Origin of the sequence: Streptomyces sp. NPDC007162, assembly GCF_040634175.1 — a bacterium.
In the GTDB taxonomy this organism is placed as follows: domain Bacteria; phylum Actinomycetota; class Actinomycetes; order Streptomycetales; family Streptomycetaceae; genus Streptomyces.
This window is the reverse complement of sequence record NZ_JBEYFC010000050.1, coordinates 1-13,046: the sequence shown is the minus strand read 5'-3', so window position 1 is coordinate 13,046 and position 13,046 is coordinate 1. Positions and strand designations below refer to the sequence as shown.

The window sequence follows — 13,046 nt, the reverse complement described above, 5'->3', positions numbered from 1 at the left end:
GATCAGCGGGAGCGTGCCGCGGCGGCGGGGACGACGTGCTGGTCGCCGTCGGCGCCGCGCACCGACACCGGGACGTGCTCACCGCCCGGTGCCTGCCGTACACCCGTCACCCGGCCCCGGGCGTCCGGGGCGCCCCGGACACCGGTGAGGCGGGTGACGTACCGGGCTGCCGGGGCGGAGGGGCCCGCCGCCCGCGCGCCGGGGGCGGAGCCGCCCGGCGCCATGACCGTGGCCGCCGACTCCGTCCGCACGCCGAGACCGGAGCCGGTGGCCGCCACCGACACGCCCGTCGTCAGCCCTGCCAGCAGCAGGGCGGCCAGCGAGGCGGCGGTCGTTGTTCCGTCCCGCATTCAGCTCGCCTGCCCGGGGATCTGCTTGTTGGCGTCGACGATGCTGCGGTCTGTGATCGCGCTGGTGAAGGTGACGGTGCCCACCTTGAACTGGCTGTCCGTCACCTTCTTGACCACGACGGTGCGCTCGCCGAGGAACCGCAGGCTCTTCTTGTCGAAGATCCACTCGGTGCGCTCGCCGTCGGCGGGGTTCTCGCGGGCGATCGCGATTCCGTGCCGGCCCGTGGCGTCGGTCGCGTCGTCCACCGCGACGACCCCGGGGATCTTGGCCGCGGCCTTGTAGAGGGCGGCGCCGACCTTGGCGGGCGGGTAGCTCTCCGTCAGCAGGTCGCCGATGGCGACGAAGGCGGCCTGGTCGCGTGGGACTTCGGCGTCCCGGTGGGCGTCCGACTCACGGTAGATCCGCCGCAGCAGCGCATCGGGGTCGGTGGGCAGCTCGGCCAGGGTGTCGTAGGCGCCGGCCGACGGGACCTTGCTCGCCAGGGTGATGCCGTTGTCACCGGTCTGGCCGGCCTCGATCAGCCAGCCGTCCTTGCCGTCGAGGGAGCTCCAGACCTGGCGGGAGTGCAGCTTGTCACTGACCACCTTGGAGTCGTCGCCGTCCTCCCGGTAGTAGGTGCTGGCGACCTTCGAGGCGATGTAGACGTACTGGCCCTGGTGCGGGGTGGGCACGGAGGTGTCGGCAGCGGCCAGGGAGATGCGGTCGAGGAGCTCGGGGGCACCCGTGGCGTCGGCGGTGCCGACCTGGGTGGTCAGGGCGGGGCCGGTGGCCAGGGCGGTCTTGCCGTGATCCGCGCCGCCGCCGGTGAGGGCGAGGCCGCCCACGACCGCGCCGGCCAGGGTGAAGGCCATGGCGGGCAGCAGGACCGTACGGCGCAGGAACGGGTTGGGGCGCTTCACGGGCGCGACGGGGGTGGCGGTGGCGGTGCGGAGGTCTTCGTGGATCCGGGCCATCATCTGCTCCTTGTGCAACTGGTGACGGCCCGCCGGCAGATCCCGCTCTGCGGAGGGCAGCAGACCCTGCGTCTCCGTCCACTCAGCCGGGTGGGGCTGGTGGGAGGGGCTGGCGTTCATCGGTTTCCTTCCTGTACGGACCGGACCGCGTATCCGCGATCACCTGTTATCTGCCGGTTCGTGCGGGTGGGTTCCCGTTTTTCTTGGAGCAGTTGTGCGTCGGCGAGTTTTCGCAGTCGGGTGCGGGCGCGGGAGAGGCGGGAGCGGACGGTGCCGACCGGGATGCCGAGGGCGCGGGCCGCTTCGGCGTACTCCATCCCCTCGTACAGGCACAGCGTCAGGACCTCGCGCTCGGGGCGCTTGAGGAGGCTGAGGGCGGCCAGGGCGGCGTTGAGCCGGCGCCGGTCGTCCACGCGTCCGGCGGTCTCCTCGGCGTGGTCCTCGATCTGTTCCCCGGCGGCGTTCGCGGCGGCCGCGGCGTTTGCCGCGTTGCGGTAGCGGCGGTTGCTGCGGTGGTGGGAGCGGGCGACGTTGGTGGCGATGCCCAGCAGCCACGGCCGCAGCGAGCCCCCCTCGGCTTCGACCGAGGCACGGCGGCGCCACGCCTCCATGAAGGTGGTCGACATGACGTCCTCGGCCAGCGACCAGTCGGCGGTCAGCCGGAAGGCGTGGTTGTACACCGTGCGGGCACACTCGTCGAAGAGTGCCGCGAAGGCGTCCGGATCCCCGTTGCGCACCCGGGTTCGCATATCTGTGGTCACCTCTTGAACTGCCGGTCGGCGTACATGAGTTCCAGTGAGCTACGTCACGCAGGTCGCACTGACCCCCGCGGCGGCTACCAGCAGAGCCCCAGTGTTGCCGTTCGGTGAGCGGTGCGGTGGGCGAAGCGCAGGGAGCCGAAGTGCACGGCGGCGCCCGGGGCGCGGGCGCGGGCCAGGACTCCCGCGCCCGGGAGTGTGCGTCCGCAAGCCGACGCCTCGGCGATATCGCGCGCCTCGGAGCTACGGGCTCGTGCCCACAGCGTGCCCACAAGACCGGACAACCACGGTGAACAGTGGTGCGGTCCCAGCCGCACACACGCCACATCAGACCTGGTCACAAGCCACGCGGCTGCTCAAGCGCCGTCGCTTCCCAGGCTGAGAGCGCGAGTTCGGTTCTCGTCACCCGCTCCATGGGGAAGGCCCAGGTCAGAGACCCGGGCCTGTGTGCTGTCCGTCGTGTGGCGGGCCCGTCCGCTCCGGGACCCGATGGGCTCCCGGAGCGGGGGCCGATACCCGCAAAGTGGTACCCGGCACCGTGCAGTCAGCTGCCCGGGAGCCAGTCGGCCACCGCCCGCATCACCCTCTCCGCCCCCCGACCAGGCCGTCACCGGTCGCGAACCCGGCCAGGGGAATCGGGGCAGCACGACCTCCGCGCTTCGCGCCTGTGCCTGCCCCGGCCGACCACGGCGTTCCCGGCCATCAGCGCACCGCCGACGCCACGGCCGGTGCGGTCCGTGCCGGCAGTGACAGGCCCGGCCGGAGTGGTCGTACCGCGTTGCCGCGGAGGCGCTGTCGTGTCGGCCGTGCGGCCGGGTACTCGGCGAGGGACCATCGGGGCACCGACGCCTCTGCGGCCCGGCTGCCCGGGGCCCCGGGCAGCGGTGTGGCTGGCGCGGCAAGGACGGCGGCGCGATCAGGGCTTGAGGTCCGGCGGAGAGCACGAGAGGGGGCTGTCGGTGGTGGTGCCAGGTCTGTGGCAGCAGGTGGTGGAGCAGCTGGGAACGGCCGTTGCCGTGATCGACCCGGCTGGGCGGATCGTCGCGGTCAACCCGGCCGCCGAGCGGCTGCTGGGCCGCCCGGCGGCGGTGGTGTACGGGCAGGACCTGCATGACCTGTGCCATCGGGACCCGGGAGGCGCCCTCGTCCCGCGAGAGCACTGCCCGCTGCTGCGGGCGCTGGCTGAGGGGCGTTCGGCACGCGGGGACGACGACAGGTGTCTGCGGGGCGACGGACGGCTGATCCCGATCTCCTGGTCGGCCACGCCTCTGACGGACGACGGTGTCTCCGGCGTCTCCCCCGGCATGGTCGTGCTGATCGTCGAGACCGGGGCGGACCACCGTGCCCGTGGGGAACTCGCGGAGCGGGCGGAACGTCTGGAGCAGTCGGAGCGGGGGGACCAGGCGGAACGAGCCGCTCGTACGAGCGCTCTGGAGAACCTCGCCGAGCGGTTGACGCTTGTCGCGGAGATCACCGACGTGCTCGGTCAGACCCTGGAAGTCGACGAGGCTCTCGCCCGCTTGAGCCGGCTCCTGGTTCCCCGCCTCGCCGACTGGGCCGCGGTCGACCTGCGGGTGGGATCCCGTCAGGTGCAGCGAGTGGCGGTGACTGGCCCTGAGGGCCGTGATGCCGGGCAGGAGGACTGGCGAGGTCATCTGCCTCCGGCCGGGGAGGCGTGCCCGCCCCTGGTTCAGGTGCTGAACGGAGGCGGTCCCGTTCTGCAGGAGCGGGCGGGCCTGGACGCACCGTCCGACTCTCCGCTGGCCGCCGTCCACGGCGCCTTCCTCAGAGCAACTGGCGCGGCCTCCGTCATCACGGTGCCGCTGGGGAGCGGACTGCAGGTCACCGGTGCCCTGACCCTGGTGCGCGTCGACGCGGCACGGCCCTTCGACACCGGCGATCTGGAGGTGGTGAGCGACATCGGGCGCCGGGTCGGCCTGGTCATCGACAACGCCCGCCGGTTCGGCCAGCAGCGCGCGGTCGCCGAGGCCATGCAACGCAACCTCCTCCCCCCGCTGCCCGAGCACGGTCGGATCCAGCTGGCGGCCCGGTACCAGCCCGCTCCGGCCGGCTCGCAGGTCGGCGGCGACTGGTACGACGCGTTCACGCTGAGGGACGCCACGCTCGCCCTGGTCATCGGCGACGTGGTCGGCCACGATCTGACCGCCGCGGCCGGTATGGCGCAGTTGCACGGCATCCTGCGCTCCCTAGCCTGGGACCATTCCGAGCCGACCGGTGCGGTCGTGGACCGCCTCGACGACGCCATGCACGCCATCACGACCGTGCCGATGGCCACCCTCGTCCTCGCCCGGGTGGAAGGCCCGGACACCGGCCCCTGGACACTGCGTTGGACGAGTGCCGGGCACCCGCCGCCCCTGCTGCTGACCCCCGACGGGAACGCGCAGTACCTCGAAGCCGGGCAGGGACTGATCCTCGGGACCGACCTGGGCGGCAGCAGCCGTCGGCCGAGCGCCGCCCACGCCCTGCCGCCGGGGTCCACGCTCCTGCTCTACACCGACGGCCTGATCGAGTCCCCCGGCAGTGACTTGGACGCCGGGCTCGGCCGACTGCGCCGCCAGGCCCTCACGTTCGCCCACGAGCCGCTGGACACGCTGTGTGATCAGCTGGCGGCCCGGGTGCCGCCCGGCAGCACCGACGACATCGCCCTTCTCGCCCTGCGCCTGCCCTGACCGGAGCCGAGGCGTGATCCATGACGGGGTGGCCGCTCAAGTCCCCGGAGCCAGCACCAGAACGCGGAAGGGGCCGGGCGGTACGGTCGGCGGCATGGCCGGGAGGGTGTCGTCTCCTGCGGTCCGCCAGCCCCAGGACCGCATGGTTTCGACCGTCCTGGCGTCCCGGGCGTCTACCAGCGTGACGCCGAGCGCGGCACCGTGGTCGGCGAGCAGGCGCCGCTGCAGGCGCCGGGCGAGGTTCCAGACCTGGTCCCTGTACTCCCGGCGCACGCGAGGCGGCACCACGATTGCGGAGACGACGAAGAGCCCACCGGGGGCGCCGCGGCGAAGCAGGCTCCCTCCCAGGTGTCCGCAGGCCCCGGCCCACCACGGACCTGCGTCGGCCGTGGGGAAGCCGTAGGCGTATCCGGCCAGGGCCGTGGTCTCCGCGATCAGCAGCGAGAACCCCGGGCGCCGTGCGTCGGCCGCGAGACGCCGTAGGAAAGCCGCCCGCGCCTGGTTCCACGCCCACGCGTCGCCGCCGGAGGTCTCCGCGTACAGGTCACCCAGCTCCTGTAGACGGTCCCCGACCTGACCACGGGTCAGCGGACGGACGCGTTCCGCCACCTCGGGCGAGGAGCGGCGCTCCGCCTTCGCCGAGTCCGGCCGGAACGTGCGCGGCCTGCCTCGTGCGGGTTGGAGCGCGGGGAGGGCCAAGGTCGTCGGGAGGAACGCGTGCGCGGACATGAGCAACCCCGCCCCGGGCACGACCGAAGGCCGCCCGGCGTCATCGATCGCCGAGAACGGCACCGGTGTCGGCGGCGGTGCACGGTATGCCCTCGGTCTCTCCCACCGTACTCCCGGCCGGACCCGCCCCGGCGGCCCGGCGGTCACCGGGGGTGGGGAGCGTTCGCAAACTCGGACGCCCGCGCGGAAACGCGCGCAGCCGCCACCGCACCGTCTCCCGGCGTGACGCACGTACAGAAGGCGGTCCCGCGGTCCCTGTACGGGACCGTGGAGCACAACCGTCCCGAGGTCAGCGGCTCGACGAGGACCTCTCCGGCGCCTGCGTCCACCTGGCCGACGGGGGCCTGATCAACGTGTACCGGACCTCTCACCGGCCCCGGGCCGCCGTCCCGCCGGCACACGAGGGTATTCGCCTGACGGAGGGACGGGAGGAGAAGCGAGAGGAGTGAGCGATACAGGAGCAGGAAGACCGGCCCCGTCCGCAGCTCCACGAGCAGGAGTAGCCTGACCGCACCGAGAGCATTTCGCGCAGCGCGGTCGGCGGTGCCGTTCCCGGCGAGTGACGAAACGGGCGCGGCCGTTCTCCTGGCGCCCGGGACGGGACCGCACGATGGGAACCAGCAGAACGCCGGGCGCAGGGGCGTCCGCGGCCGACGCGCACACGTATCGCATGCCCATGCCCCGACTGACCCTCACCCGGGATGTCAGCCACGGCCCGCTGGACGGGGCATGGTGGCCGCGCTGCGACGCCCTGGAACTCGAACTGCCCTCGCTTGTCGGCGCATTGGAACCGGACCCGGACGCCGAGGTACGGGTCGCCGTCGACCCCGCCGAATGGCCCGGCGTCCCGCACGCGGTCATGGCGCCCGGCCGGGCGATCCCCGTGGAGGCGACTGGTCCCGGAGGCGAGGCGCACGTCATCACCCTGGACTGCGACACCGTGGGACGCTGGGTGCTTCTGGTGGTCCCGCCGGAGGAGCCCGCCGGAACGGCCGCCCGGCTGCTGGCCGCGGTCGACGACCCCGAGAACCGGCTGACCGCCACGCGGATGCTGGCCCTCGCCCGCACCGGTCGTCTCGGGGGCACGGCAGGGGAGCAGGAATGAGGTTCGCGGGCTCCGGCGGAAGCCGTGGCGGCAGGCCGTCCCGTCCTGCTCCCCCTCACCGCGCGATCCATCGGCCGGTCGGCGCGAGGCGTCAGACCCTCGACGTGTCTCCCGTGACCGACGAGCAGGACCACGTCCTGGGCGTGTTCGCTCTCGCACCCTGACCGCCGCCGCACGGCCGATCTCTCCGGCGGTCTTCTTCCGGCGGTCTTCTTCCCCACCCCTGCATCCGCCCCGGCGGTGAGATCGGTCAGGACCGCGGCGTCAGCTTGCTGCGGGGACGGGGGCGTGGGTCGGTACCGGTGTCTGCGTCGGATCGGGCTCGGCTGTCACGGCGGAGGGAGCGGGGGCGGGGGCGTAGGGGATCTCTCCGCGCAGGACGGCCTTCGCGCGGTCCTCGTCCAGCTCGCCCTCCCAGCGGGCGACGGCCAGGGTGGCGACGCCGTTGCCGACCAGGCTGGTCAGGGCGCGGGCTTCGGACATGAACCGGTCGACGCCGAAGATCAGTGCCAGGGCGGCGGGCGGGACGTGCGGGATGGCGCTGAGGGTGGCGGCCAGGGCGATGAAGCCGGAGCCGGTGACGCCCGCGGCGCCCTTGGAGGTGAGAAGCATGACGGCGAGCATGGCCAGCTGCTGGGTGAGGCTGAGGTGGATGCCGAGGGCCTGGGCGAGGAAGACCGAGCCCATGGTCAGGTAGATGGCGGTGCCGTCGAGGTTGAAGGAGTACCCGGCGGGCAGCGTGATGCCGACGACCGGTTTCGAGGCGCCCGCGTGCTGGAGCTTGGCCATCATGCGCGGCAGGACGGGCTCGGTGGAGGAGGTGCCCAGGACGATCAGCAGTTCTTCCTTGATGTAGCGCAGGAAGGGCAGCAGCCGCAGTCCGTTCAGGCGCATCACGGTCCCGAGGACGACCAGGACGAAGAAGAGGGCGGTCAGCCAGAACGAGCCGACCAGCAGGGCCAGGTGGCGCAGGGTGCCCAGGCCGTAGTGGCCGATGGTGAAGGCCATCGAGCCGAACGCGCCGATGGGGGCCAGCCGCATGATCCAGCGGATGAGCGTGAACAGGACCGTGGAGAACTTCTCGACACCCCGGGCTATGCCCAGGCCGGCCTCTCCGCTGGCGTGCAGGCCGAATCCGAACAGCACCGACACCAGCAGCACGGGCAGGATCTCGTTGCCGGTCAGGGCGCTGACCAGGGTGGCCGGGATGGTGGCGAGGAGGAAGGCGGCGAAGCCCTCGTGGGCCGTGGTCGCCTCCGGCGGCAGGCCCTTGGTGGACAGGGTCGAGAGGTCGATGTGCAGACCGCTGCCCGGTTTGACGACGTTGACGACGACCAGGCCGATCACCATGGCCACGGTGGTCAGCACCTCGAAGTAGACCAGAGCCTTCAGGCTCACGCGGCCGACCGCGCGGGCGTTGCCCATGGAGGCGATGCCGTGGACGACCGTGCAGAAGATGATCGGTGCGATGAACATCTTCACCAGCGCGATGAAGCCGTCGCCGAGCGGTTTGAGGTCAGCGGCGACGGACGGCCACAACCCGCCCACGGCGGCGCCGAGGAGGACGGCGATCAGGCACTGGAGGTAGAGGTGGGACAGCATCCGGCGGATGCGGCCCGATGGTGGGGTGACGGTACCCGGGGCGGCGTCGTTGCGGCTCATGCGGGGCGTCCTTCCAGGACGGGAACGAGGAGTTCGGCTCGGGCGATACGCCGGGCGGCGCGGTGCAGGAGCACCGTGGGGGACGCGCCGTCCGGTGCGGGGACGGCTCGGGTGGTGATCACGCCGGCGGGGGTGCCCAGGCGCAGCGTGCCGTCGGCGGTCTGCCGGGCCACGCGGTGGGCGAGGGTGCCGGGGGTGGTGGCGGCCGTGGCCAGGGCCACGGCGGAGGTCAGGCCGATCGCCGGGTGCGGGGCGTGCATGGAGACCATGCGCACGGCCAGGTCGTACTCGTCCTGGTTGACGAGGATGCCCTGTGTGGTGCGATAGGGGGCGGGTCGGGCGACGATCCCCACTTTCGGTACCGCGTGGCTGACCGGATCGCCCTCGCGGGCCAGGCCCATGGCCAGCGCCGCCTGGCGGCGCAGCAGGGTCAGCGCGGGGACCGCGGTGGCGAACGCGGTGAGGGATTCCGTGCCGTCGAGGCCGAACGCCTTGGCCTCGAACAGCGCGGCCGGCGCGCCGGCGTCCACCAGGGATGCCTCGACAAGGCCGGCCGGGCCGGTCAGCTCGTCCAGTGCCCGGCCGGTCGGCAGTGCGCGGCCGGTCGTCGAGCCCGCCGGGTCCTGAAACCCGAGCAGGACCGGCACGCCCGGCGCCGAGGTACCCGGGACCACGGCCGTGCCCTCATCCGGGGCCGTGCCCGCGGGGGTGGGGATCGTGCCGGTGAGGCGGGCCCCGGTGTTGACGTTGAGCATGCGGACGGTGATGGTGTCCGACTCGATCGGCACGAGACGGTGGTGGACGGCGTACAGGGCCACGGCGGTGGCGCAGTTGCCGCAGTTGCTGGCCCACTCCACGCGCTCGTCGCCGATCCCGACCTGTGCGAAGGCGTACTCGACATCCACGCCGGCCTCGGTCGACGCCTGTACGACGGCGGCCTTGGAGGTGGTGGAGGAGGCTCCGCCCACGCCGTCGATCTGGCGGGGGTCGGCGGCGTTGAAGGCGGCGAGCAGGAGGGCATCGACGTCCACGCCCGTGGCGGCCACGTCGCGGTGGTCGAAGATCCAGCACTTGCTGGTTCCTCCGCGGATCATCTCGCCCTGCAGACGCAGCACAACCGACTCCTCACAGCCAGGGATGGGGAAGCCCGCCGACGGTCTCGCCGTGCGTGGTGTCCTCCACGGTGGGTTACGGCAGCGTGAAGTACAATCTCGGAAAACTGGATAGCTATTAAGCTGAAGTGAACGCTGGAGGTGGCGGCATGCTCGACGTCCGGCGCATCCTGTTGTTCACGGAGGTCGCCCGGCGCGGCTCGGTGACCGCGACAGCCCGCGCTCTCAACTACACCCCGTCAGCGGTGTCGCAGCAGGTCAGCCGCCTGGAAGCGGAGGCGGGGCAGCCTCTGCTGGAACGCCATGCCCGGGGCGTCACCCTCACCGACGCCGGACGGGCGCTGGCCGAACGAGGGCAACGGATCGAACGCGAACTGCAGGCCGCGGAGAACGAACTCGCCGACCACGTCGGCCTGCGCGCGGGCACCCTGCGCATCGGCACCTTCCCCACCGTCGGCGCCTCGCTCCTCCCACAGGCCGTGATCGCCTTCCGGGACGCCCACCCCGACGTACGGCTGACCGTCCGCAGCGCCCGCATCGCCGGGCTGTGGACGATGCTGGAGAACCGGGAGATCGAGATGTCCCTCATGTGGGACTACGACTGGAGCCGGATCGACCGGGAGGACATCGTCATCACCCCCCTCCTCGATGACCCGCCGGCCCTTCTCGTCAGCGACCACCATCCACTCGCCGGCCGTGACACCGCCTCACTCGCCGACTTCGCAGACGACTCCTGGATCACCCGCGCCGAGCATCACCCGGTGGCCGAAGCCCTCGTGCGCGGCTGCCGCGCCGTAGGCTTCGAGCCCCACATCGCCTACGAGGCCCACGACTACCAGGAGGCCCAGGCCATGGTCGCCGCCGGCATCGGCGTCGCCCTCGCTCCCACCCTGGCCCTGGAGGGCATCCGACCCGGCGTGAACGTCCTGCCGCTCCAGCCGCCGGCCCCCGTCCGCCGCATCCTCCTGGTTCGCATGGCCGACCACTCGCTCACCCCCGCCGCCCTGACCTTCGCCGGACTCCTCCGCGACGCCGCTGCGGCCCGGACCCTCTGACACCGAACCACGCCCACCGGTCACGGTCGAGGCGAAAAAAATTCTGTGGCTCTTCGCGGCAACCTTTTCGGCCTCTCGGACCACTCGGTGTTGTCCGGCCAGGTGGTCCGGTCAGATGCAACGGCTGAAAGAGAGCACAGGCGTGTCCCTGGAACGAGAGCACAGACATGTCCCCGGCCCACCCACGTCATCGGTGGCGTCCCGCGTCGGCGGCCACCGTGCCGACGGCGGCGCGCGCGGTGGCCGCCCGAAGCATCGTGGCCGTCGGTTGCTCGCGCGCCGGGGCCTCTGGGCGGGTCTCACCATGGTGGTCGTGGCCGGCTCGGCTGTCGTGGTCAGCCAGGCTTCGGCGCAGCAGAAGACCCTGGATCTGAAGAAGTGGTACGTGCTGGTCAACCGCAACAGCGGCAAGGTGCTGGACGACCGCGCCTCCGCCAGGAACGACGGCGCGGCGGTGGTGCAGTGGACGCGCCACGGCGGCGCCAACCAGCAGTGGCGGTTCATCGACGCGGGTGACGGGTACTACCGGCTGCAGAACCGGAACTCCGGCAAGGTCCTGGACGACCTCGGCTGGTCGAAGACTGCCGGCTCCGCCCTCGTGCAGTGGAAAGACCTGAACGGCACCAACCAGCAGTTCGAACTGGCCAAGTCGGCGGACGGCTACGTGCGGTTGGTCAATCGCTTCAGTGGCATGGCCGTCGATGTCCGCAACGCCGCCAAGGCCGACGGGAGCGGTGTCGTCCAGAACCGCGACCGGGGCGGCGCCGATCAGCAGTGGCAGCTCGTCCCGGCCGGGAGCGTCGGCGGCTCCGGTACGCCCACCGCGCCGAGCAGCAGCGTTCCCACCAGCCCGGCTCCGAGCAGCTCGCACCCGTCGTCCACGCCGTCGTCCACCCCGTCTCCCGTGGCCGCCGGCGGCAGCTCGACGACACGTTTCATGGGCAGCAGCACGGTGCTCATCGGCGGCTCGATGTCCGACGCCTCGGCGGCCGCGGCGCCGTTCGACGTGCGGTACGCCTATGTGCACAGCCAGCCCGCGCCCTCCTCGGACTACTACACGGCAGCGAAATGCCAGGACGGATGGTCGGGCTGGTGGGGCTGCTGGAACGGCAGCACCACGGCGCCCGGCACGTACGTGACCTGGCGGGACGACGTGGTGTCCCAGGCGACGTACAAGGGCAGCGCGCGTCCGCAGAAGATGCTCTGGACCTGGTACTCGTTGCGCGACCTCGGGGACGCGGCGGGCGAGGGCGACGGTCCGGGCGAGGTCAAGGCCATCAACCGGGTTGACCTGCTGACCCGTTACCTGAACGACTACCGTTTCTTCCTCCAGAAGATCGGCACGTCGCAGGAAGCGATCGACCTGGAGCCCGACTTCTGGGGCTACGTCCGGTCGCTCGGCGATCCGCACCAGGTTCCCGCGCAGGTCTCGAGCGCGAACCCGAAGGACTGCGGTTCGCAGGAGAACAGCGCCACCGGACTCGCCCAGTGCCTGATCTCGATGGCGCACAAGTACGCGCCGAACACCGCCGTGGGGATGCACCTCTCCTGCTTCGACTGGGAGACCAACACGCAGGCTTGCGTCAAGTCCTACGAGAGCTTCGGGGCCAAGAACGCCGACTTCCTGGCCACCGATGTGTCGGACCGCGACGCGGGCTGGTACGCGCAGCCGGCCCACGGCGGCAGTGACCACTTCTGGACCGACCAGAAGGCCGCCGCCGCGCTGCAGTTCTACAAGACGATGGCCGAGTCCGTGGGCAAGCCGGTGGTCCTGTGGCAGATCCCCGTGGGCAACATGGCGCAGAACAACACCCTCAACCACTACAAGGACGACAAGGTGGACTGGTTCTTCGCACACATGGACCAGGTCGCGAACGCGCACATCGCCGGCCTGTTCTTCGGTCCGGGGCAGCAGGAACAGACCTCGGTCGAGACCGACGGCGGAAACCTGATCAACAAGACGATCGCGTACCACAACTCGGGCGGTACACCGCTCAAGTAGGCGAAGCCGACGAATGCGCCCCCATCGCTTCGATGGGGGCGCATTTCGTCGTCTTCGTCGGGCTGAGGACTTCTCCGGTCGGCGTCGGCCATGCCGCCGTCGGTGCGGGCGCCGGTCGAGGAATGCGTCGCTGCGGCGGAAGGCGAATGCGGCCCGGGACGCCGGCGCCCCCACCGCGCAGGACCAGGAGCCCACCCATCAGCCCGACAAGCCTCGCCGAGCCTCCGTCTGGTCCCCAAACGCATGGAACCCCGGCCGGCGCACGGCTGGGGTTCCTCGACGAGGCGGGGAAGCAGCGGTCAGCGCTGCAGGGTGAGGACGCCCGGCCGCCACGGCAGTCGGTCGTAGGGGCCGGTCGCGGTGGGGGACTTGCCCTGGTAGAGGAACTGCAGGTGGCAGGGGTCGACGGTCATGGTCTGGTCGGGGTCGGTGCGGACCAGGTCACCATGGCTGATGTCGTTGGTCCAGGTGGCACCGCTGTTGGCCTTGCCCGCGAACGGGCTGCTCTCGGTGGCGGCCTGCGGGGCCCACGGACCGTTCAGGCTGGAGGCGGTGAACGAGCGGAAGAAACGCTGCTCGGTCGCACCCCGAGCCTCGACGATCATGAGGTACTGGTTCTGCCCCTGGAC

The 13,046-nt window shown here is 71.8% G+C and carries 11 protein-coding genes; 4 read left to right on the top strand and 7 right to left on the bottom strand.

Annotation, left to right across the window (positions count from 1 at the left end):
- Positions 1 to 2 precede the first annotated feature (2 nt).
- Genes ABZ646_RS08865 through ABZ646_RS08855 form a run of 3 tightly spaced genes read right to left on the bottom strand, consistent with a single transcriptional unit; the run spans position 3 to position 2,053 of the window.
- A complete protein-coding gene (locus ABZ646_RS08865; RefSeq protein WP_360514739.1) occupies positions 3 to 350 on the bottom strand; it encodes a hypothetical protein in 348 nt (115 codons plus the stop codon).
- Positions 351 to 1,424 carry a CU044_5270 family protein gene (locus ABZ646_RS08860; RefSeq protein WP_360514736.1) on the bottom strand — a complete coding sequence of 358 codons (1,074 nt, stop codon included), beginning with the start codon at positions 1,422 to 1,424 and terminating at the stop codon, positions 351 to 353. It abuts the gene before it with no gap.
- Complete coding sequence (locus tag ABZ646_RS08855; protein ID WP_360514733.1) at positions 1,421 to 2,053, bottom strand: RNA polymerase sigma factor; 633 nt, start codon at positions 2,051 to 2,053, stop codon at positions 1,421 to 1,423. Before ABZ646_RS08855 ends, ABZ646_RS08860 begins: the two co-directional genes overlap by 4 nt.
- Positions 2,054 to 3,021: 968 nt before the next feature.
- On the opposite strand from ABZ646_RS08855, the gene ABZ646_RS08850 reads away from it, so the two are divergent.
- Positions 3,022 to 4,752 carry a SpoIIE family protein phosphatase gene (locus tag ABZ646_RS08850; RefSeq protein ID WP_360514730.1) on the top strand — a complete coding sequence of 577 codons (1,731 nt, stop codon included), beginning with the start codon at positions 3,022 to 3,024 and terminating at the stop codon, positions 4,750 to 4,752.
- A 36-nt stretch (positions 4,753 to 4,788) separates the two neighbouring features.
- On the opposite strand, the gene ABZ646_RS08845 is transcribed toward ABZ646_RS08850, so the two are convergent.
- Positions 4,789 to 5,481 carry a hypothetical protein gene (locus ABZ646_RS08845; protein ID WP_360514727.1) on the bottom strand — a complete coding sequence of 231 codons (693 nt, stop codon included), beginning with the start codon at positions 5,479 to 5,481 and terminating at the stop codon, positions 4,789 to 4,791.
- Positions 5,482 to 6,157: 676 nt separating this feature from the next.
- On the opposite strand from ABZ646_RS08845, the gene ABZ646_RS08840 reads away from it, so the two are divergent.
- Positions 6,158 to 6,586, top strand: coding sequence for a DUF5994 family protein (locus ABZ646_RS08840; protein ID WP_360514724.1), 429 nt, complete (start codon positions 6,158 to 6,160; stop codon positions 6,584 to 6,586).
- Between the two features lie 264 nt (positions 6,587 to 6,850).
- Here ABZ646_RS08840 and dctA read toward each other — a convergent pair whose 3' ends face one another.
- Both dctA and ABZ646_RS08830 read right to left on the bottom strand, forming a co-directional pair.
- Positions 6,851 to 8,248: a C4-dicarboxylate transporter DctA gene (gene dctA / locus ABZ646_RS08835; RefSeq protein ID WP_360514721.1), complete on the bottom strand. Its 1,398-nt coding sequence runs from the start codon at positions 8,246 to 8,248 to the stop codon at positions 6,851 to 6,853.
- Positions 8,245 to 9,363, bottom strand: coding sequence for a PrpF domain-containing protein (locus ABZ646_RS08830; protein WP_360514719.1), 1,119 nt, complete (start codon positions 9,361 to 9,363; stop codon positions 8,245 to 8,247). Before ABZ646_RS08830 ends, dctA begins: the two co-directional genes overlap by 4 nt.
- A gap of 146 nt (positions 9,364 to 9,509) precedes the next feature.
- Here ABZ646_RS08830 and ABZ646_RS08825 point away from each other — a divergent pair, with 146 nt between their 5' ends.
- Together ABZ646_RS08825 and ABZ646_RS08820 are read left to right on the top strand one after the other, a co-directional pair.
- Entirely contained in the window at positions 9,510 to 10,415 is a 906-nt protein-coding gene (locus ABZ646_RS08825; protein ID WP_360514716.1) for a LysR family transcriptional regulator, read from the top strand.
- Positions 10,416 to 10,719: 304 nt separating this feature from the next.
- Positions 10,720 to 12,417, top strand: a complete 1,698-nt coding sequence (locus tag ABZ646_RS08820; RefSeq protein ID WP_360514713.1) for an RICIN domain-containing protein — start codon at positions 10,720 to 10,722, stop codon at positions 12,415 to 12,417.
- 299 nt (positions 12,418 to 12,716) lie between these two features.
- Here ABZ646_RS08820 and ABZ646_RS08815 read toward each other — a convergent pair.
- Positions 12,717 to 13,046 (bottom strand): non-reducing end alpha-L-arabinofuranosidase family hydrolase (locus tag ABZ646_RS08815; RefSeq protein WP_360514710.1); only part of this gene is annotated, 330 nt, incomplete at its 5' end.

Coding starts and splice junctions, on each gene's coding strand:
- ABZ646_RS08865 (WP_360514739.1), bottom strand. CDS start 350: ATGCGGGACGGAACAACGACCGCCGCCTCGCTGGCCGCCCTGCTGCTG.
- ABZ646_RS08860 (WP_360514736.1), bottom strand. CDS start 1,424: ATGAACGCCAGCCCCTCCCACCAGCCCCACCCGGCTGAGTGGACGGAG.
- ABZ646_RS08855 (WP_360514733.1), bottom strand. CDS start 2,053: ATGCGAACCCGGGTGCGCAACGGGGATCCGGACGCCTTCGCGGCACTC.
- ABZ646_RS08845 (WP_360514727.1), bottom strand. CDS start 5,481: ATGTCCGCGCACGCGTTCCTCCCGACGACCTTGGCCCTCCCCGCGCTC.
- ABZ646_RS08840 (WP_360514724.1), top strand. CDS start 6,158: ATGCCCCGACTGACCCTCACCCGGGATGTCAGCCACGGCCCGCTGGAC.
- dctA (WP_360514721.1), bottom strand. CDS start 8,248: ATGAGCCGCAACGACGCCGCCCCGGGTACCGTCACCCCACCATCGGGC.
- ABZ646_RS08825 (WP_360514716.1), top strand. CDS start 9,510: ATGCTCGACGTCCGGCGCATCCTGTTGTTCACGGAGGTCGCCCGGCGC.
- ABZ646_RS08820 (WP_360514713.1), top strand. CDS start 10,720: ATGGTGGTCGTGGCCGGCTCGGCTGTCGTGGTCAGCCAGGCTTCGGCG.